This is a genomic window from Microbulbifer maximicatervae (SeqCode) (assembly GCF_052467225.1).
The window spans coordinates 218,694-242,515 of sequence record NZ_CP174303.1 but is presented as its reverse complement, the minus strand read 5'-3'; the positions used below and the strand labels follow the sequence as shown (position 1 = coordinate 242,515).

The following is a 23,822-nucleotide window of genomic DNA, read 5'->3' as shown; positions in this document are numbered from 1 at the left end:
AGTAGCAAGGTTCCTCTTCGCAAGGTGCTGGTATGAAAGCCAAAAATAAAAAGCTTGAGTTAAGAAAATTAGCAAGTGCCATTAAGGTGTCAAGTTTTGCCTATGCCGGCCTGTTTGCAGGGCTGATTAGTCCCATGGTTCATGCTGGACCTGAAGGCGGAGTGGTAACCGGCGGTAGCGGCACTATTGATGTTGACGGGGCTACAACCACAGTCGACCAGGTAACAGACCTGTTATCAATCGACTGGGATTCTTTTAATTTAAGTGAAGAAGAGCTGGTCCAATTCCTGCAGCCAGACTCGTCTTCTATCGTGCTTAACCGAATCTTGGACCAGGATGTCACTACCATCCAAGGTGCGATAGAGGCCAATGGCCACGTTATCCTGGTGAACCCGCGAGGAGTTCTTTTTACTGAGACAGCCACGGTTAATGTCGGCGCCATAACCGCGTCCGGGCTCGATATGAGTCCAGAAGACTTTATGAATGGTGATTTTGCCTTTAAAGGCGAGTCGGGTTCTTCAGGGGTTGTTGTTAACCGAGGTGTGATTAATGCATCCAGCGCGGTTCTGGTAGGTAAGCAGGTTACAAATGCCTCTACCGGCTTGATCAGCGCTGAACTCGTCAGCCTGGCAGCAGCCGATGAAGCCTTATTAACTTTTGATGCCGATGGAATGATTGGCGTTAAGGTCACCAAAGAGGTTATGGAGAATGACCTCGGCCTAGATAGTGCTGTGCTAAATGAAGGGGCCATCGAAGGCGCTCAGGTTTTGATGGAAGCCAGCGTTTCCGGTGACCTGTTTACTGCTGCAGTAAATAATGAAGGCACAGTAACTGCACGCGGTATTGATACCAGCGGGGGCAAAATCCGCCTGTTTGGCTCGGGTTCCGGAGTTGTGAATAGCGGAACTTTGGATGCATCCGGCAGTGCCGGTGGTGAGGTTGTCCTGGAGGGCGATTTTGCCGAGCACAGCGGAGATATTTCAGTAGCAGCTGACTCTGGCAGTGGCGGTTACGTTGCTGCTTTGGGTGATGAAGTTGTTGTCAGCGGGAATATTGATGCCCGCGGCACTTCTGCCGGTGGCGAAGTTCTTATCGGCGGTGACTACCGGGGGAGTAACGAGGATATTCGCAATGCCGAAACCACCACGGTTACGGCGGAATCTACAATCGATGCCAGTGGTGTCGGCGATTCTGATGGTGGTACCGTTATTGTTTGGGCCGATGAAACCACCAATTTTGGCGGTACGATTCTCGCCGAGTCAGGCAAGGATGGTGGTGATGGAGGGCTGATAGAAACTTCCGGTAAGCGTTATCTGATCCTGGATAATGATAGCTTGTCTGTCTCCACTTTGAGTTACGGCGATGGAGAGTCAGGTCTTTGGTTATTAGATCCAGAGTGGATGGAAATCCTGGAGGATTGCACAGGTGTAGTAAGCAACTGTACAGAAACTGGAACATTAACTGGTGCTTTGGCTGGTGGATCAATCACCATAGAGCTATCTGACTCCGATGTTGCTTCGGAGGGTATTTTTGTTGGTGGCGACTTAGCATGGAGTAGTGGAAAGTCATTAACGTTAGCGTCTTTTAATGGTGTAAAAGTCGGTGAGGATGTCAGTATTAATGCCACTAATAATGGCAGTAATCTCATTGTTAATACAGGTGGAGCTTTTACTAATTTAGGCTCAATCAGTGTTAATGTATTCGAATTGTCTGTTGGATATTTCGAATCGAGTGATATGTCAGTTATTATCCAAGCTGATGCAACAGACAATATTTTGGGTGATATTACTGTAGCTGATTACGGCACTATTACAGGCAACAGTGATGCAGACTCTTTTTTATTTTCAGATGGTGATGATGCAATAAGCATTACTGGAGATAACAGTTTTACCCTCAATGCAATCTCCTTCTCGGGTATTGAAGAGGTCGATCTGGGAGGTGGTGAAAATAGTATCACAGCAATCAACACTGCGACCCTTACTGACACAGATAACAAGGCCGTAACGAACTTAATCACGTTTAGCAATATTAGCAGTATGGCTGCTGATAGCCTTGAAGGCTCTGATTCAGCCGATAGCTTCGAGGTGACCGGTGATAACAGTCTAATTGCTAATGGTATCAGCTTTAGTGATGTGGACACGGTTGATGCAGGAGGTGAAGGAACTGGCAGTGATGAAGTCACAGGCACCAGTGGCGAAAAGTGGACCCTGACCGCTAGGGATAACGAAGCGATAAATAGCGGGATTACTTTCAGCGATGTGGAAAGCCTAGTTACCGTCAATGCCAACCTTGAGGGTACTACCAGTGCAGAAGAGTTCGTCCTAACCTCCGACGGAGATGTTGAAGTCAATGAGATGACGATTTCCGGCATGTCAGCGGTGGTTGGTAACGGTAATGACAGCCTGGATGCCACCAACTTTGACGATGGCTTGACTCTAACAGGGAATAACAATGAAGTCAGCGCCGACACCTTAGTTTTTTCCGGTATTACGGATGCCGAGACCACAAAACTGACCGGTACCAGCGATGCGGATAGTTTCACCGTCACCGGTAATAATGCCTTGGATGCTGCAGATATCAGCTTTACTAGCGTGGCTACGGTCGATGCTGGGGATGCGGGAACAGGTAGTGACAGCGTTTCCGCGATCGGCACCGTGACCCTGACCGACAATGACTATGAAGCTGAAACGAATTTAATTACGTTTAGTGATATTGAAAGTGTCACTGCTGATAGCCTTGAAGGTTCTGACTCAGCAGATACCTTTATCATAACCGGTGATAATAGCCTGACCGCCAATAGCATCAGCTTTAGTAGTGTAGATACCGTCGATGCTGGAGATGAAGGAACAGGCAGTGATAGCGTTACTGCGATCAGCACAGTGACCCTGACCGATAGTGACTATGAGGCGACTTCAAGCTCCATAACCTTTAGCGATATTGAAAGTGTTACTGCTGCTGGCAGCCTTGTAGGCTCTGTAAATGACGATACTTTTGTAGTGGTGAGCGATACAGAAGTCACAGCCAATGGAATCAGTGTGACTGGGTTTGGCACCTCGATTGATGCAGGAAGCGGTGATGATAGTGTTACTGGCGCTAGTGGTGAAGACTGGACCCTGACGTCCAACGATAAGGAAGCCGAAAGTAGCGAAATTAGCTTTACCGGTGTAGAAACCCTGGTTGCCACCAGCGCTAACCTTCAAGGCACTGCCGGTGTAGAAGATTTCGTCCTGACCTCCACAGGTGATGTCGAAGTGAATGGCATGACGGTTTCCGGCATGTCAGAGGTGTATGGCAACGACGGCGATGACAGCCTGGATGCCACGGACTTTTCCAATGGCCTGACGCTCACCGATACAGATAATAAAGTCACCGCCGACACCCTGGCGTTTTACAACATTACGGATGCAGCGACCTTAACGCTGACCGGCACCAGTGACGACGAAAGTTTCACCGTGAACGGGGACAATGCAGTCACGGCAAATGGTATTGCCTTTACCAAGGTTGACGATGTTGCCACAGGCGGCGGTAGCGATACGGTGACTGGTGCCAGTGGAGCGGATTGGACTCTGACGTCCAACGATAAGGAAGCCGAAAGTAGCGAAATTAGCTTTACCGGTGTAGAAACCCTGGTTGCCACCAGCGCTAACCTTCAAGGCACTGCCGGTGTAGAAGATTTCGTCCTGACCTCCACAGGTGATGTCGAAGTGAATGGCATGACGGTTTCCGGCATGTCAGAGGTGTATGGCAACGACGGCGATGACAGCCTGGATGCCACGGACTTTTCCAATGGCCTGACGCTCACCGATACAGATAATAAAGTCACCGCCGACACCCTGGCGTTTTACAACATTACGGATGCAGTGACCTTAACGTTGACCGGCACCAGTGACGACGAAAGTTTCACCGTGAACGGGGACAATGCAGTCACGGCAAATGGTATTGCCTTTACCAAGGTTGACGATGTTGCCACAGGCGGCGGTAGCGATACGGTGACTGGTGCCAGTGGAGCGGATTGGACTCTGACGTCCAACGATAAGGAAGCCGAAAGTAGCGAAATTAGCTTTACCGGTGTAGAAACCCTGGTTGCCACCAGCGCTAACCTTCAAGGCACTGCCGGTGTAGAAGATTTCGTCCTGACCTCCACAGGTGATGTCGAAGTGAATGGCATGACGGTTTCCGGCATGTCAGAGGTGTATGGCAACGACGGCGATGACAGCCTGGATGCCACGGACTTTTCCAATGGCCTGACGCTCACCGATACAGATAATAAAGTCACCGCCGACACCCTGGCGTTTTACAACATTACGGATGCAGCGACCTCCGCGCTGACTGGTACCAGTGACGCGGATAGTTTCACAATCACTGGTGATAAGGCTCTGGATGCTGCAGGTATCAGCTTCACAGAGGTAGATACGGTCGATGCTGGAGATGAAGGAACTGGCAGTGACAGCGTTACCGCGATCAGCACAGTGGCCCTCACCGACACTGACTATGAAGCGATTTCAAACTTAATAACTTTCAGTGATATTGAGAGTGTCAGCGGAGGTAACCTGGTGGCTTCATCAGGGGACGATACGTTTGAGGTAACAGGGTTTGAAGCCTTAAAGGCGAATCAGATTGCATTCAGCGATATTGATAGTGTTGATGCCATGGGTGGCACAGACGATGTAACTGGGGCCAGCGGTGAAGACTGGCTACTAGGAAGCAGTGCTAAGGAAGCGACTAATAACGGCATCACCTTTACCGGTGTAGAAATTCTGGTAGCCAGCAACGCTAACCTTCAAGGCACTGCCGGTGTAGAAGATTTCGTCCTGACCTCCACAGGTGATGTCGAAGTGAATGGCATGACGGTTTCCGGCATGTCAGAGGTGTATGGCAACGACGGCGATGACAGCCTGGATGCCACGGACTTTGTCAATGGCCTGACGCTTACCGATACCAACAACAAAGTCACCGCCGACACCCTGGCATTTTACAACATTACGGATGCAGTGACCTCCGCGCTGACTGGTACCAGTGACGCGGATAGTTTCACAATCACTGGTGATAAGGCTCTGGATGCTGCAGGTATCAGCTTCACAGAGGTAGATACGGTCGATGCAGGAGGTGCAGGAACAGGCAGCGATAGCGTTACTGCGATCAGCACAGTGACCCTGACCGATAGTGACTATGAGGCGACTTCAAGCTCCATAACCTTTAGCGATATTGAAAGTGTTACTGCTGCTGGCAGCCTTGTAGGCTCTGTAAATGACGATACTTTTGTAGTGGTGAGCGATACAGAAGTCACAGCCAATGGAATCAGTGTGACTGGGTTTGGCACCTCGATTGATGCAGGAAGCGGTGATGATAGTGTTACTGGCGCTAGTGGTGAAGACTGGACCCTGACGTCCAACGATGAAGAAGCCAAAAATAGCGATATTACTTTCACCGAGGTTGAAATCCTGGTTGCCACCAGCGCTAACCTTCAAGGCACTGCCGGTGTAGAAGATTTCGTCCTGACCTCCACAGGTGATGTCGAAGTGAATGACATGACGGTTTCCGGCATGTCAGAGGTGTATGGCAACGACGGCGATGACAGCCTGGATGCCACGGACTTTTCCAATGGCCTGACGCTCACCGATACAGATAATAAAGTCACCGCCGACACCCTGGCGTTTTACAACATTACGGATGCAGTGACCTTAACGCTGACCGGCACCAGTGACGACGAAAGTTTCACCGTGAACGGGGACAATGCAGTCACGGCAAATGGTATTGCCTTTACCAAGGTTGACGATGTTACCACAGGCGGCGGTAGTGATACGGTGACTGGTGCCAGTGGAGCGGATTGGACTCTGACGTCCAACGATAAGGAAGCCGAAAGTAGCGAAATTACTTTCACCGGTGTAGAAACCCTGGTTGCCACCAGCGCTAACCTTCAAGGCACTGCCGGTGTAGAAGATTTCGTCCTGACCTCCACAGGTGATGTCGAAGTGAATGGCATGACGGTTTCCGGCATGTCAGAGGTGTATGGCAACGACGGCGATGACAGCCTGGATGCCACGGACTTTGCCAATGGCCTGACGCTCACCGATACAGATAATAAAGTCACCGCCGACACCCTGGCGTTTTACAACATTACGGATGCAGCGACCTTAACGCTGACCGGCACCAGTGACGACGAAAGTTTCACCGTGAACGGGGACAATGCAGTCACGGCAAATGGTATTGCCTTTACCAAGGTTGACGATGTTGCCACAGGCGGCGGTAGCGATACGGTGACTGGTGCCAGTGGAGCGGATTGGACTCTGACGTCCAACGATAAGGAAGCCGAAAGTAGCGAAATTAGCTTTACCGGTGTAGAAACCCTGGTTGCCACCAGCGCTAACCTTCAAGGCACTGCCGGTGTAGAAGATTTCGTCCTGACCTCCACAGGTGATGTCGAAGTGAATGGCATGACGGTTTCCGGCATGTCAGAGGTGTATGGCAACGACGGCGATGACAGCCTGGATGCCACGGACTTTGCCAATGGCCTGACGCTCACCGATACAGATAATAAAGTCACCGCCGACACCCTGGCGTTTTACAACATTACGGATGCAGCGACCTCCGCGCTGACTGGTACCAGTGACGCGGATAGTTTCACAATCACTGGTGATAAGGCTCTGGATGCTGCAGGTATCAGCTTCACAGAGGTAGATACGGTCGATGCTGGAGATGAAGGAACTGGCAGTGACAGCGTTACCGCGATCAGCACAGTGGCCCTCACCGACACTGACTATGAAGCGATTTCAAACTTAATAACTTTCAGTGATATTGAGAGTGTCAGCGGAGGTAACCTGGTGGCTTCATCAGGGGACGATACGTTTGAGGTAACAGGGTTTGAAGCCTTAAAGGCGAATCAGATTGCATTCAGCGATATTGATAGTGTTGATGCCATGGGTGGCACAGACGATGTAACTGGGGCCAGCGGTGAAGACTGGCTACTAGGAAGCAGTGCTAAGGAAGCGACTAATAACGGCATCACCTTTACCGGTGTAGAAATTCTGGTAGCCAGCAACGCTAACCTTCAAGGCACTGCCGGTGTAGAAGATTTCGTCCTGACCTCCACAGGTGATGTCGAAGTGAATGGCATGACGGTTTCCGGCATGTCAGAGGTGTATGGCAACGACGGCGATGACAGCCTGGATGCCACGGACTTTGTCAATGGCCTGACGCTTACCGATACCAACAACAAAGTCACCGCCGACACCCTGGCATTTTACAACATTACGGATGCAGTGACCTCCGCGCTGACTGGTACCAGTGACGCGGATAGTTTCACAATCACTGGTGATAAGGCTCTGGATGCTGCAGGTATCAGCTTCACAGAGGTAGATACGGTCGATGCAGGAGGTGCAGGAACAGGCAGCGATAGCGTTACTGCGATCAGCACAGTGACCCTGACCGATAGTGACTATGAGGCGACTTCAAGCTCCATAACCTTTAGCGATATTGAAAGTGTTACTGCTGCTGGCAGCCTTGTAGGCTCTGTAAATGACGATACTTTTGTAGTGGTGAGCGATACAGAAGTCACAGCCAATGGAATCAGTGTGACTGGGTTTGGCACCTCGATTGATGCAGGAAGCGGTGATGATAGTGTTACTGGCGCTAGTGGTGAAGACTGGACCCTGACGTCCAACGATGAAGAAGCCAAAAATAGCGATATTACTTTCACCGAGGTTGAAATCCTGGTTGCCACCAGCGCTAACCTTCAAGGCACTGCCGGTGTAGAAGATTTCGTCCTGACCTCCACAGGTGATGTCGAAGTGAATGGCATGACGGTTTCCGGCATGTCAGAAGTGTATGGCAACGACGGCGATGACAGCCTGGATGCCACGGACTTTGCCAATGGCCTGACGCTCACCGATACAGATAATAAAGTCACCGCCGACACCCTGGCGTTTTACAACATTACGGATGCAGCGACCTTAACGCTGACCGGCACCAGTGACGACGAAAGTTTCACCGTGAACGGGGACAATGCAGTCACGGCAAATGGTATTGCCTTTACCAAGGTTGACGATGTTGCCACAGGCGGCGGTAGCGATACGGTGACTGGTGCCAGTGGAGCGGATTGGACTCTGACGTCCAACGATAAGGAAGCCGAAAGTAGCGAAATTACTTTCACCGGTGTAGAAACCCTGGTTGCCACCAGCGCTAACCTTCAAGGCACTGCCGGTGTAGAAGATTTCGTCCTGACCTCCACAGGTGATGTCGAAGTGAATGGCATGACGGTTTCCGGCATGTCAGAGGTGTATGGCAACGACGGCGATGACAGCCTGGATGCCACGGACTTTGCCAATGGCCTGACGCTCACCGATACAGATAATAAAGTCACCGCCGACACCTTGGCGTTTTACAACATTACGGATGCAGTGACCTTAACGTTGACCGGCACCAGTGACGACGAAAGTTTCACCGTGAACGGGGACAATGCAGTCACGGCAAATGGTATTGCCTTTACCAAGGTTGACGATGTTGCCACAGGCGGCGGTAGCGATACGGTGACTGGTGCCAGTGGAGCGGATTGGACTCTGACGTCCAACGATAAGGAAGCCGAAAGTAGCGAAATTACTTTCAGCGGTGTAGAAACCCTGGTTGCCACCAGCGCTAACCTTCAAGGCACTGCCGGTGTAGAAGATTTCGTCCTGACCTCCACAGGTGATGTCGAAGTGAATGGCATGACGGTTTCCGGCATGTCAGAGGTGTATGGCAACGACGGCGATGACAGCCTGGATGCCACGGACTTTTCCAATGGCCTGACGCTCACCGATACAGATAATAAAGTCACCGCCGACACCCTGGCGTTTTACAACATTACGGATGCAGCGACCTCCGCGCTGACTGGTACCAGTGACGCGGATAGTTTCACAATCACTGGTGATAAGGCTCTGGATGCTGCAGGTATCAGCTTCACAGAGGTAGATACGGTCGATGCTGGAGATGAAGGAACTGGCAGTGACAGCGTTACCGCGATCAGCACAGTGGCCCTCACCGACACTGACTATGAAGCGATTTCAAACTTAATAACTTTCAGTGATATTGAGAGTGTCAGCGGAGGTAACCTGGTGGCTTCATCAGGGGACGATACGTTTGAGGTAACAGGGTTTGAAGCCTTAAAGGCGAATCAGATTGCATTCAGCGATATTGATAGTGTTGATGCCATGGGTGGCACAGACGATGTAACTGGGGCCAGCGGTGAAGACTGGCTACTAGGAAGCAGTGCTAAGGAAGCGACTAATAACGGCATCACCTTTACCGGTGTAGAAATTCTGGTAGCCAGCAACGCTAACCTTCAAGGCACTGCCGGTGTAGAAGATTTCGTCCTGACCTCCACAGGTGATGTCGAAGTGAATGGCATGACGGTTTCCGGCATGTCAGAGGTGTATGGCAACGACGGCGATGACAGCCTGGATGCCACGGACTTTGTCAATGGCCTGACGCTTACCGATACCAACAACAAAGTCACCGCCGACACCCTGGCATTTTACAACATTACGGATGCAGTGACCTCCGCGCTGACTGGTACCAGTGACGCGGATAGTTTCACAATCACTGGTGATAAGGCTCTGGATGCTGCAGGTATCAGCTTCACAGAGGTAGATACGGTCGATGCAGGAGGTGCAGGAACAGGCAGCGATAGCGTTACTGCGATCAGCACAGTGACCCTGACCGATAGTGACTATGAGGCGACTTCAAGCTCCATAACCTTTAGCGATATTGAAAGTGTTACTGCTGCTGGCAGCCTTGTAGGCTCTGTAAATGACGATACTTTTGTAGTGGTGAGCGATACAGAAGTCACAGCCAATGGAATCAGTGTGACTGGGTTTGGCACCTCGATTGATGCAGGAAGCGGTGATGATAGTGTTACTGGCGCTAGTGGTGAAGACTGGACCCTGACGTCCAACGATGAAGAAGCCAAAAATAGCGATATTACTTTCACCGAGGTTGAAATCCTGGTTGCCACCAGCGCTAACCTTCAAGGCACTGCCGGTGTAGAAGATTTCGTCCTGACCTCCACAGGTGATGTCGAAGTGAATGGCATGACGGTTTCCGGCATGTCAGAAGTGTATGGCAACGACGGCGATGACAGCCTGGATGCCACGGACTTTGCCAATGGCCTGACGCTCACCGATACAGATAATAAAGTCACCGCCGACACCCTGGCGTTTTACAACATTACGGATGCAGCGACCTTAACGCTGACCGGCACCAGTGACGACGAAAGTTTCACCGTGAACGGGGACAATGCAGTCACGGCAAATGGTATTGCCTTTACCAAGGTTGACGATGTTGCCACAGGCGGCGGTAGCGATACGGTGACTGGTGCCAGTGGAGCGGATTGGACTCTGACGTCCAACGATAAGGAAGCCGAAAGTAGCGAAATTACTTTCACCGGTGTAGAAACCCTGGTTGCCACCAGCGCTAACCTTCAAGGCACTGCCGGTGTAGAAGATTTCGTCCTGACCTCCACAGGTGATGTCGAAGTGAATGGCATGACGGTTTCCGGCATGTCAGAGGTGTATGGCAACGACGGCGATGACAGCCTGGATGCCACGGACTTTGCCAATGGCCTGACGCTCACCGATACAGATAATAAAGTCACCGCCGACACCTTGGCGTTTTACAACATTACGGATGCAGTGACCTTAACGTTGACCGGCACCAGTGACGACGAAAGTTTCACCGTGAACGGGGACAATGCAGTCACGGCAAATGGTATTGCCTTTACCAAGGTTGACGATGTTGCCACAGGCGGCGGTAGTGATACGGTGACTGGTGCCAGTGGAGCGGATTGGACTCTGACGTCCAACGATAAGGAAGCCGAAAGTAGCGAAATTACTTTCACCGGTGTAGAAACCCTGGTTGCCACCAGCGCTAACCTTCAAGGCACTGCCGGTGTAGAAGATTTCGTCCTGACCTCCACAGGTGATGTCGAAGTGAATGGCATGACGGTTTCCGGCATGTCAGAGGTGTATGGCAACGACGGCGATGACAGCCTGGATGCCACGGACTTTGCCAATGGCCTGACGCTCACCGATACAGATAATAAAGTCACCGCCGACACCCTGGCGTTTTACAACATTACGGATGCAGTGACCTTAACGTTGACCGGCACCAGTGACGACGAAAGTTTCACCGTGAACGGGGACAATGCAGTCACGGCAAATGGTATTGCCTTTACCAAGGTTGACGATGTTGCCACAGGCGGCGGTAGCGATACGGTGACTGGTGCCAGTGGAGCGGATTGGACTCTGACGTCCAACGATAAGGAAGCCGAAAGTAGCGAAATTACTTTCACCGGTGTAGAAACCCTGGTTGCCACCAGCGCTAACCTGCAAGGCACTGCCGGTGTAGAAGATTTCGTCCTGACCTCCACAGGTGATGTCGAAGTGAATGGCATGACGGTTTCCGGCATGTCAGAGGTGTATGGCAACGACGGCGATGACAGCCTGGATGCCACGGACTTTGCCAATGGCCTGACGCTCACCGATACAGATAATAAAGTCACCGCCGACACCCTGGCGTTTTACAACATTACGGATGCAGCGACCTTAACGCTGACCGGCACCAGTGACGACGAAAGTTTCACCGTGAACGGGGACAATGCAGTCACGGCAAATGGTATTGCCTTTACCAAGGTTGACGATGTTGCCACAGGCGGCGGTAGTGATACGGTGACTGGTGCCAGTGGAGCGGATTGGACTCTGACGTCCAACGATAAGGAAGCCGAAAGTAGCGAAATTACTTTCAGCGGTGTAGAAACCCTGGTTGCCACCAGCGCTAACCTTCAAGGCACTGCCGGTGTAGAAGATTTCGTCCTGACCTCCACAGGTGATGTCGAAGTGAATGGCATGACGGTTTCCGGCATGTCAGAGGTGTATGGCAACGACGGCGATGACAGCCTGGATGCCACGGACTTTGCCAATGGCCTGACGCTCACCGATACAGATAATAAAGTCACCGCCGACACCCTGGCGTTTTACAACATTACGGATGCAGTGACCTTAACGTTGACCGGCACCAGTGACGACGAAAGTTTCACCGTGAACGGGGACAATGCAGTCACGGCAAATGGTATTGCCTTTACCAAGGTTGACGATGTTGCCACAGGCGGCGGTAGCGATACGGTGACTGGTGCCAGTGGAGCGGATTGGACTCTGACGTCCAACGATAAGGAAGCCGAAAGTAGCGAAATTAGCTTTACCGGTGTAGAAACCCTGGTTGCCACCAGCGCTAACCTTCAAGGCACTGCCGGTGTAGAAGATTTCGTCCTGACCTCCACAGGTGATGTCGAAGTGAATGGCATGACGGTTTCCGGCATGTCAGAGGTGTATGGCAACGACGGCGATGACAGCCTGGATGCCACGGACTTTGCCAATGGCCTGACGCTCACCGATACAGATAATAAAGTCACCGCCGACACCCTGGCGTTTTACAACATTACGGATGCAGCGACCTTAACGCTGACCGGCACCAGTGACGACGAAAGTTTCACCGTGAACGGGGACAATGCAGTCACGGCAAATGGTATTGCCTTTACCAAGGTTGACGATGTTGCCACAGGCGGCGGTAGCGATACGGTGACTGGTGCCAGTGGAGCGGATTGGACTCTGACGTCCAACGATAAGGAAGCCGAAAGTAGCGAAATTACTTTCACCGGTGTAGAAACCCTGGTTGCCACCAGCGCTAACCTGCAAGGCACTGCCGGTGTAGAAGATTTCGTCCTGACCTCCACAGGTGATGTCGAAGTGAATGGCATGACGGTTTCTGGCATGTCAGAGGTGTATGGCAACGACGGCGATGACAGCCTGGATGCCACGGACTTTGCCAATGGCCTGACGCTCACCGATACAGATAATAAAGTCACCGCCGACACCCTGGCGTTTTACAACATTACGGATGCAGCGACCTTAACGCTGACCGGCACCAGTGACGACGAAAGTTTCACCGTGAACGGGGACAATGCAGTCACGGCAAATGGTATTGCCTTTACCAAGGTTGACGATGTTGCCACAGGCGGCGGTAGCGATACGGTGACTGGTGCCAGTGGAGCGGATTGGACTCTGACGTCCAACGATAAGGAAGCCGAAAGTAGCGAAATTACTTTCAGCGGTGTAGAAACCCTGGTTGCCACCAGCGCTAACCTTCAAGGCACTGCCGGTGTAGAAGATTTCGTCCTGACCTCCACAGGTGATGTCGAAGTGAATGGCATGACGGTTTCCGGCATGTCAGAGGTGTATGGCAACGACGGCGATGACAGCCTGGATGCCACGGACTTTGCCAATGGCCTGACGCTCACCGATACAGATAATAAAGTCACCGCCGACACCCTGGCGTTTTACAACATTACGGATGCAGTGACCTTAACGTTGACCGGCACCAGTGACGACGAAAGTTTCACCGTGAACGGGGACAATGCAGTCACGGCAAATGGTATTGCCTTTACCAAGGTTGACGATGTTGCCACAGGCGGCGGTAGCGATACGGTGACTGGTGCCAGTGGAGCGGATTGGACTCTGACGTCCAACGATAAGGAAGCCGAAAGTAGCGAAATTACTTTCACCGGTGTAGAAACCCTGGTTGCCACCAGCGCTAACCTTCAAGGCACTGCCGGTGTAGAAGATTTCGTCCTGACCTCCACAGGTGATGTCGAAGTGAATGACATGACGGTTTCCGGCATGTCAGAGGTGTATGGCAACGACGGCGATGACAGCCTGGATGCCACGGACTTTGCCAATGGCCTGACGCTCACCGATACAGATAATAAAGTCACCGCCGACACCCTGGCGTTTTACAACATTACGGATGCAGCGACCTCCGCGCTGACTGGTACCAGTGACGCGGATAGTTTCACAATCACTGGTGATAAGGCTCTGGATGCTGCAGGTATCAGCTTCACAGAGGTAGATACGGTCGATGCTGGAGATGAAGGAACTGGCAGTGACAGCGTTACCGCGATCAGCACAGTGGCCCTCACCGACACTGACTATGAAGCGATTTCAAACTTAATAACTTTCAGTGATATTGAGAGTGTCAGCGGAGGTAACCTGGTGGCTTCATCAGGGGACGATACGTTTGAGGTAACAGGGTTTGAAGCCTTAAAGGCGAATCAGATTGCATTCAGCGATATTGATAGTGTTGATGCCATGGGTGGCACAGACGATGTAACTGGGGCCAGCGGTGAAGACTGGCTACTAGGAAGCAGTGCTAAGGAAGCGACTAATAACGGCATCACCTTTACCGGTGTAGAAATTCTGGTAGCCAGCAACGCTAACCTTCAAGGCACTGCCGGTGTAGAAGATTTCGTCCTGACCTCCACAGGTGATGTCGAAGTGAATGGCATGACGGTTTCCGGCATGTCAGAGGTGTATGGCAACGACGGCGATGACAGCCTGGATGCCACGGACTTTGTCAATGGCCTGACGCTTACCGATACAGATAATAAAGTCACCGCCGACACCCTGGCGTTTTACAACATTACGGATGCAGCGACCTTAACGCTGACCGGCACCAGTGACGACGAAAGTTTCACCGTGAACGGGGACAATGCAGTCACGGCAAATGGTATTGCCTTTACCAAGGTTGACGATGTTGCCACAGGCGGCGGTAGCGATACGGTGACTGGTGCCAGTGGAGCGGATTGGACTCTGACGTCCAACGATAAGGAAGCCGAAAGTAGCGAAATTAGCTTTACCGGTGTAGAAACCCTGGTTGCCACCAGCGCTAACCTTCAAGGCACTGCCGGTGTAGAAGATTTCGTCCTGACCTCCACAGGTGATGTCGAAGTGAATGGCATGACGGTTTCCGGCATGTCAGAGGTGTATGGCAACGACGGCGATGACAGCCTGGATGCCACGGACTTTTCCAATGGCCTGACGCTCACCGATACAGATAATAAAGTCACCGCCGACACCCTGGCGTTTTACAACATTACGGATGCAGCGACCTTAACGCTGACCGGCACCAGTGACGACGAAAGTTTCACCGTGAACGGGGACAATGCAGTCACGGCAAATGGTATTGCCTTTACCAAGGTTGACGATGTTGCCACAGGCGGCGGTAGCGATACGGTGACTGGTGCCAGTGGAGCGGATTGGACTCTGACGTCCAACGATAAGGAAGCCGAAAGTAGCGAAATTAGCTTTACCGGTGTAGAAACCCTGGTTGCCACCAGCGCTAACCTTCAAGGCACTGCCGGTGTAGAAGATTTCGTCCTGACCTCCACAGGTGATGTCGAAGTGAATGGCATGACGGTTTCCGGCATGTCAGAGGTGTATGGCAACGACGGCGATGACAGCCTGGATGCCACGGACTTTTCCAATGGCCTGACGCTCACCGATACAGATAATAAAGTCACCGCCGACACCCTGGCGTTTTACAACATTACGGATGCAGTGACCTTAACGTTGACCGGCACCAGTGACGACGAAAGTTTCACCGTGAACGGGGACAATGCAGTCACGGCAAATGGTATTGCCTTTACCAAGGTTGACGATGTTGCCACAGGCGGCGGTAGCGATACGGTGACTGGTGCCAGTGGAGCGGATTGGACTCTGACGTCCAACGATAAGGAAGCCGAAAGTAGCGAAATTAGCTTTACCGGTGTAGAAACCCTGGTTGCCACCAGCGCTAACCTTCAAGGCACTGCCGGTGTAGAAGATTTCGTCCTGACCTCCACAGGTGATGTCGAAGTGAATGGCATGACGGTTTCCGGCATGTCAGAGGTGTATGGCAACGACGGCGATGACAGCCTGGATGCCACGGACTTTGCCAATGGCCTGACGCTCACCGATACAGATAATAAAGTCACCGCCGACACCCTGGCGTTTTACAACATTACGGATGCAGCGACCTTAACGCTGACCGGCACCAGTGACGACGAAAGTTTCACCGTGAACGGGGACAATGCAGTCACGGCAAATGGTATTGCCTTTACCAAGGTTGACGATGTTGCCACAGGCGGCGGTAGCGATACGGTGACTGGTGCCAGTGGAGCGGATTGGACTCTGACGTCCAACGATAAGGAAGCCGAAAGTAGCGAAATTACTTTCACCGGTGTAGAAACCCTGGTTGCCACCAGCGCTAACCTGCAAGGCACTGCCGGTGTAGAAGATTTCGTCCTGACCTCCACAGGTGATGTCGAAGTGAATGGCATGACGGTTTCTGGCATGTCAGAGGTGTATGGCAACGACGGCGATGACAGCCTGGATGCCACGGACTTTGCCAATGGCCTGACGCTCACCGATACAGATAATAAAGTCACCGCCGACACCCTGGCGTTTTACAACATTACGGATGCAGCGACCTTAACGCTGACCGGCACCAGTGACGACGAAAGTTTCACCGTGAACGGGGACAATGCAGTCACGGCAAATGGTATTGCCTTTACCAAGGTTGACGATGTTGCCACAGGCGGCGGTAGCGATACGGTGACTGGTGCCAGTGGAGCGGATTGGACTCTGACGTCCAACGATAAGGAAGCCGAAAGTAGCGAAATTACTTTCAGCGGTGTAGAAACCCTGGTTGCCACCAGCGCTAACCTTCAAGGCACTGCCGGTGTAGAAGATTTCGTCCTGACCTCCACAGGTGATGTCGAAGTGAATGGCATGACGGTTTCCGGCATGTCAGAGGTGTATGGCAACGACGGCGATGACAGCCTGGATGCCACGGACTTTTCCAATGGCCTGACGCTCACCGATACAGATAATAAAGTCACCGCCGACACCCTGGCGTTTTACAACATTACGGATGCAGTGACCTTAACGTTGACCGGCACCAGTGACGACGAAAGTTTCACCGTGAACGGGGACAATGCAGTCACGGCAAATGGTATTGCCTTTACCAAGGTTGACGATGTTGCCACAGGCGGCGGTAGCGATACGGTGACTGGTGCCAGTGGAGCGGATTGGACTCTGACGTCCAACGATAAGGAAGCCGAAAGTAGCGAAATTAGCTTTACCGGTGTAGAAACCCTGGTTGCCACCAGCGCTAACCTTCAAGGCACTGCCGGTGTAGAAGATTTCGTCCTGACCTCCACAGGTGATGTCGAAGTGAATGGCATGACGGTTTCCGGCATGTCAGAGGTGTATGGCAACGACGGCGATGACAGCCTGGATGCCACGGACTTTTCCAATGGCCTGACGCTCACCGATACAGATAATAAAGTCACCGCCGACACCCTGGCGTTTTACAACATTACGGATGCAGTGACCTTAACGTTGACCGGCACCAGTGACGACGAAAGTTTCACCGTGAACGGGGACAATGCAGTCACGGCAAATGGTATTGCCTTTACCAAGGTTGACGATGTTGCCACAGGCGGCGGTAGCGATACGGTGACTGGTGCCAGTGGAGCGGATTGGACTCTGACGTCCAACGATAAGGAAGCCGAAAGTAGCGAAATTAGCTTTACCGGTGTAGAAACCCTGGTTGCCACCAGCGCTAACCTTCAAGGCACTGCCGGTGTAGAAGATTTCGTCCTGACCTCCACAGGTGATGTCGAAGTGAATGGCATGACCGTATCCGGCATGTCTGCAGTCGATGGTAATGGCGGTGACGACAGCTTGGATGCCAGTGCCTACAGCGATGGGCTTTCTTTAACTGGTACTGATAATCAAGTCGATGCCGGCTCACTGTCTTTCTATAGCATTTCCAGTGCGGCCACTTCTATCCTGACAAACACCCATGATTCTGCTCAGTTCGAATTGCAGGGTGACCAGGCATTAGCAACGGCAGGTATCAGTTTTACTGGCCTTGAAGAAGTGAATACTTCGGGCAGTAATGACACCTTGGTGGCTACAGACAGTGACGATAACTTTACCCTCAACTCCGATGGCGATATCAGCGTTGCAGGCATCGACTTCAGTGGGCTGGAAACTGTGGATGGCGCAGGTGGTAGCGACACGGTTAGTGCAGATGGAGCTACCTGGACCTCCACCAGCTCCGGTAACTCCCTTGTTGAAGGCAGTGTGGAGGCTGAAGTTAATGGCCTGACCGTCTACTTTGATAACCTCGAACTCGTAGAGGGGGCGGGAAGTTATACTGGCCAGGATATCGATGGTGAATATGAGTTTAGTGCTCTGGATACCATGACGATTGGCGGAGTCACCTTTGCCGACCTGGATAGTGTTGCTGCGGGTTCTGGCACAGATACCGTTTATGGTGCAGATATTGATGCTGTCTGGGATATCAATGACTCTGAACACACTGTTTCCAGTGGTGGAGCATCACTCACGATTACTGGTATCGAGTCTATTACTGCCGGTTCAGGTGCTGACGAGTTTAATTTAAATGGTGGTGAGCTCGCAGGGATTGATACTGGAGCTGGCAGCGATATCGTCACCTTCTCCGGCACTGTGATTGACAGTATTTCCCTTGGTGCTGGCAATGATTTCTTGACGGTAGAAACTGATATTGGCCAGGAGGTAGAGCTTGCTGGTGGTGGCGGATCTGATGATTTCCAATACAACTTGTCCGGTGCGACCTGGGAGCTTTATAGCAGTGGCAATCAGGTAGGTAACTTCAGTTTTGCTGGTTTCGAATACCTGGACAACACCTCTGACAGTATTACCGTCCTGACCGATCTGGCATTTGATTTTGAAGATGGTGGAAGTAGATCTGAAAGCTTCAATAAAAATGGTGCCGGGCTCCAGTTCAGCGATATGCGGCTGGGCTACGATGGCGAGGGCGATATTTATGTTACCAGCAGCTCAACAGATACTATCGGTGGCAGCCTGACGGCCGATCGTGCCGAACTGGTTGTTGGTGGCGATGTAGATATTGAGACAGATGTGAGTGTCTTGGCTGTTGCCACCTCGGGTGCGGATATCAATATCAGTGTGCAGGCTGCAGGGGATCTCGTTATCGATGAGATCGATGCAGGGCGGGGCACAGTTTCCCTGGCCAGCTCCAGCTTTGGCACCCTGACTGCTGAAACTTATGGAGATACCCATATCACAGCATCCGCTGTGACCTTGGGAACGGAAACTGAGCTGTGGACCATTATTGGTGAGGCGACTAACCCTCTCCGTATGGATGTTACCAATACAGTGGATATCTATTCCGTCAGTTACTATGAGCCTGACTTTATTGGCCAGATCCCGACGGTTACCAGCACTGGTGACGAGCTGCAGTCCGTTGCCGGTGCCCAGGCATCCCAGGGCCTCAAGTCAGCAGTTCAAAATGCAGTAGAAGATTTCAGTCATGTAGACCCTGCGATCTTTAGCGCTGTGAAGCCCTACAGCAGTGGTGTCGATGCGGTGAACTCCCCTGAGATGCGTCTCAGGTCCGGGGAATTGAGTCCGGCTGTAGCTTCAGCTGCTGAGGAGGTTGAAGCTGCACCTAAGTTTGACGCTGAACTCGAACTGGGCACCAGCGATGCGCCCAGCGACATTACTGTAGATCTTGGGGAGTTTAATGGAGGTAGTGCAGGGCACTAAAGTAAACTCCCTTTGCAAAAAAGCCGGTCTTTAGGGGCCGGCTTTTTTTATGTCCGGAATTTTTTTGGCTGGGTTTTAGAAGGAAAGAGTTAAAAGCGAGGGCTGGAAAATTAAATCACCCAAACGAAAAAAGGCCGACTCTTGCGAGTCAGCCTTTTTGGAATTGGTGCCCAGGAGAGGACTTGAACCTCCACGACCGTTAGGTCACTAGCACCTGAAGCTAGCGCGTCTACCAATTCCGCCACCTGGGCAAATCAACGTGTGCTCCGTTGAGGACGCGAACTATAGAGATCTGCCCCCCCTGTGTCAACGGCTGCGTTGCGCTTTTTTCATCATTTTTTTCTTAGGTCGGGAAAATTGGCGAAATCGCTTATAATGCGTGCAATAGCGGCGAATTATTGACCAGAAATCCACCACCACCAACGCCGCCTTTCTTTATGGCCGGATAATCTCCGGAGGTTGCCAAACTTGGCAACTGCCCAACAACGGATGCTGTTTTGACTCAGAAAAATACCTCAGACCCCTTCAATATTGACCCTCATGCCCAGCGCGAGGCGGAGAAATATGAAAAGCCCGTGCCCAGTCGGGAGTACTTGTTACAAGTTCTTGAGAATCAGGCGGAACCTGTGCCCTGGGAAGCGGTGGCCGATTTACTGGAAATAACCGATGAGGATCGTCGCGAAGGGGTAAGGCGCCGTTTGATCGCCATGTCCCGGGATGGGCAGATTGCCAGCAACCGCGCCGGTGATTTTGGTGTACTGGATAAAATGAGCCTGATACGCGGCCGGGTTATGGGGCACCGGGATGGCTTTGGTTTTGTTATCCCCAGTGATGGTGGCACCGATCTATTTTTATCCCATCGACAGATGCGTAAAGTCTTTGATGGTGACGAGGTATTAGTGCGAGAAACCCCCGGAGGTTTTCGCGGTAAACGCGAGGGCGCTGTTGTTAGGGTGATCAAGCACAATACCGAGCAGCTGGCCGGGCGTTTGTATCGGGAAAACGGCATTTGTTTTGTGCGCCCGGATAATCCGCGTATTAACCTGGATATTATGGTGGCCTCTGAGGATACCGCCGGAGCTGATCACGGCCAGTATGTTGTAGTAAAAATAGTTACCCAACCGGGCCGGGATAAAGTGCCGCAAGGTAAGGTCAGCGAAATTCTCGGTGATCACCTTGCACCGGGTATGGAGATCGATGTTGCTATTCGCAACTACGGAATTCCCCACACCTGGCCCAGTGCACTGACGGCCGAGGTCAATGAAATCGCCGATGAAGTGCTTGAGGATCACAAAAAATCCCGGGTGGATCTTCGTCAGCTGCCGCTGGTTACTATTGATGGTGAAGACGCGCGGGATTTTGATGATGCGGTCTACTGCGAACTTTTACCCGATGGCAATTGGAAATTGCTGGTAGCCATTGCCGACGTTTCCCACTATGTACGCCCGGGCAGTGCGTTGGATGAGGAAGCGCACGGCCGTGGAAACTCGGTTTATTTTCCGGATTTTGTTGTACCCATGCTGCCGGAGAAATTGTCCAACGGCCTTTGCTCCCTAAACCCCGATGTCGATCGGCTGTGTATGGTGTGCGAAATGCACATCAACCGAAGCGGTGAAATTCAGGATTACCGTTTCTTTGAGGCGGTTATGCGCAGCCACGCGCGCCTGACTTACACCCAGGTAGGGCAAATACTCGATGAGCGGGATAACCGCGATAGTGGTGCCCGCAAGCAATTTGCGACCCTGACTCCGCACCTGGATAACCTCCACGATCTTTACCTGGCGTTGCGCGAAGCGCGGGAGCGCCGGGGTGCTATTGACTTTGAGACGACTGAGACCCGGATAATATTTGACGCCCAGCGAAAAATTGAGCGAATTATTCCGGTGGTGCGCAACGATGCTCACAAGCTGATCGAAGAGTGTATGCTCGCGGCCAATGTCTGCGCGGCGAGTCTGATGGAGCTATCGGAACTACCCGCACTCTACCGGGTACACGATGCGCCCAAAGAGGAAAAACTCAGTAATTTGCGCGAGTACCTGGGTGAATTGGGATTGCGCCTTCCCGGTGGTGGTGAGCCCCAGCCCAAAGACTTCCAGGACCTGATGGAGCAGATTGAGGGCCGTGCAGATGCGCATATTATTCAGGTGATGCTGCTGCGCTCTATGAACCAAGCGGTTTACCAGCCGGAGAATCGCGGACACTTCGGTTTGGATTACCCGGCCTATGCCCATTTCACCTCCCCGATTCGCCGCTATCCGGATTTGCTCCTGCACCGGGCGCTGCGCTGGTTATTACGCAACGGCAGCGCCAACCAAGCTGCGGTGGCAAAAAAAGTTTACTCGGTGCCCGGCGCCAAACCGATTGCTCGCGAGCAGATTTTGCCCTACGACATGCCGGCCATGTTGCAACTTGGGGAGCAGTGTTCCCTGACCGAGCGGCGCGCCGACGATGCGACCCGGGATGTGCTCAGCTGGCTTAAATGTGAATACCTGCAGGATCATGTGGGCGAAACCTATTCCGGCGTTATCAGTGCGGTCACAGGCTTTGGATTATTTGTGGAGTTGGATGATCTCTACGTGGAGGGACTGATTCATGTCACCGCCCTACCCAAAGACTATTATCGCTTTGAGCAGGCGCACCAGCGTCTTATCGGGGAGCGCAGTGGCAAACGTTACCATTTGGGCGACTCTGTCACCGTGCAGGTTGCACGGGTAGATCTCGAAGAGCGCAAGGTGGATTTCACCTTGAATGAACTGGTCCCACGCGCCAAGCGTGAGTCGAAGAAAAAGAAAGAGAGTACGCGGGTGAGTGCCCGCGCTATGGAAATGGCAGTAGAACATCAGTTGGAACGCGAGCGCCGGGGCCGCGATAAAAAAGAAAAGCCCAGCAATACCAGTGCTAACCCCTGGGCCAAGCATACCGAGACCACAGCCAAGCCCTCGCCTTTCCGCAAGCGCAAGGTAGGCTCAGATGAGGCTGTGCCAGTAGAGGCCAGTGTTGAAGCCCCTGTAGCAAAACCGGAAAAAGAGCTGCTCAATAGGCGAGGTGAAGGCGGGCAAGGCGAAGATGCCCAACCCAAACGCAAGATTAAAAAGCGTACCCCGACACGCAAGGGCGGAAAGCGGCCTGCAGTGGCGGCTCGTAAAGCCGCGCAAAAGGCTGAAAAGACCAAAACCCGTTCGGGTAAATTAAAAAAGAAGAAAAAGGTTTCTTCTAGCAGTAAAAAGAAAAAGTGATCGAGGAATAAATTGAGTCAGGAAGTTATCTATGGCCTGCACGCGGTGCAGGCCCTTCTAAAAGGTTCTCCGCAGAATGTATCGGAGCTTCTGTTACTGCGTGGCCGCAAGGATCAGCGCCTGCAAAAAATAATCCAGCAGGCGGAAAAAAATGATATTGCCGTGCGCTTTATTGACCGGAGAGCGCTGGATGAAAAGGTTGAGGATGGTGCTAACCACCAGGGTGTTGTTGCCATCTGTTCTGGCAAAACAAAGGTACACGATGAAAAGTTCCTGTTCGACCTGCTAAAACAACTGGATCAGCGCGGCGAAGTGCCCTTCTTATTGGTGCTGGATGGCGTGACTGACCCCCACAATCTGGGAGCCTGCCTGCGCTCGGCCGAGGCTGCCGGAGTCCATGCAGTGATTGCACCAAAAGACAAATCTGCCGGACTGACGCCAACAGCTCGCAAAGTGGCCTGTGGTGCAGCTGAAGTATTGCCCTTTGTTACCGTGACTAACCTGGCTCGCGCACTGCAGCAGCTGCAACAGGCGGGAGTGTGGATATATGGTGCAGCCGGTGAGGCGACACAGGATGTATACCAAAGCCAGTTAACCGGCCCCCTGGCGCTGGTTATGGGTGCCGAGGGCAGCGGCTTGCGTCGCCTGACTAGGGAACACTGCGATCATCTGATCAAAATTCCCATGGCGGGAGAGGTAAGCAGCTTAAATGTTTCTGTTGCCACGGGTGTTTGCCTGTTTGAGGCCGTGCGCCAGCGCAACGGTTAAGGGGCCGGTATGACCTGTACTGGCTGGGGAGAATTTATCTCTGGGCGTACAGGTCGGTGCTTATAATATCCATTATATCCTTAACGTTATTTCCAGATAGCCTTTGGCGAGCTATCGATAAATTCCCCTAATTCTTCCTGTCACTAAATCGAATCGCAAAAAGCAAGGTTTTTGCAACATTGCTGCGATAATAGCTTCCGCTATATTTTTAATCTGCAGTAATAATATGGTTTTAGTGTGGATCATCGGGTTTTGGTTTATTCTCAAATTCGATGGCTTTGTTTAATCAAAGCAACCATAAAGCCAGTTGCAGTTAACTTATTGCCGTTAAAATGCGGAAGTGCTCTCTAAATAA

At 52.1% G+C, this 23,822-nt stretch carries 3 protein-coding genes and 1 tRNA gene; 3 read left to right on the top strand and 1 reads right to left on the bottom strand.

Annotated features, from left to right (window positions below; all coding sequences use genetic code 11):
• The first annotated feature begins 32 nt into the window (after positions 1-32).
• Positions 33-19,463 (top strand): filamentous hemagglutinin N-terminal domain-containing protein, encoded by a 19,431-nt coding sequence (locus ACJJIZ_RS01000; RefSeq protein ID WP_444914948.1) that lies wholly within the window; start codon positions 33-35, stop codon positions 19,461-19,463.
• A gap of 164 nt (positions 19,464-19,627) precedes the next feature.
• Here ACJJIZ_RS01000 and ACJJIZ_RS00995 read toward each other — a convergent pair.
• A tRNA-Leu gene (locus ACJJIZ_RS00995) sits at positions 19,628-19,714 on the bottom strand.
• A 246-nt stretch (positions 19,715-19,960) separates the two neighbouring features.
• Between ACJJIZ_RS00995 and rnr the strand changes: the two genes are divergently transcribed.
• Together rnr and rlmB are read left to right on the top strand one after the other, a co-directional pair.
• Positions 19,961-22,699, top strand: coding sequence for a ribonuclease R (gene rnr, locus ACJJIZ_RS00990; protein ID WP_444914947.1), 2,739 nt, complete (start codon positions 19,961-19,963; stop codon positions 22,697-22,699).
• A gap of 12 nt (positions 22,700-22,711) precedes the next feature.
• Positions 22,712-23,467 carry a 23S rRNA (guanosine(2251)-2'-O)-methyltransferase RlmB gene (gene rlmB, locus ACJJIZ_RS00985; protein WP_444914946.1) on the top strand — a complete coding sequence of 252 codons (756 nt, stop codon included), beginning with the start codon at positions 22,712-22,714 and terminating at the stop codon, positions 23,465-23,467.
• The last annotated feature ends 355 nt before the right edge of the window (positions 23,468-23,822 follow it).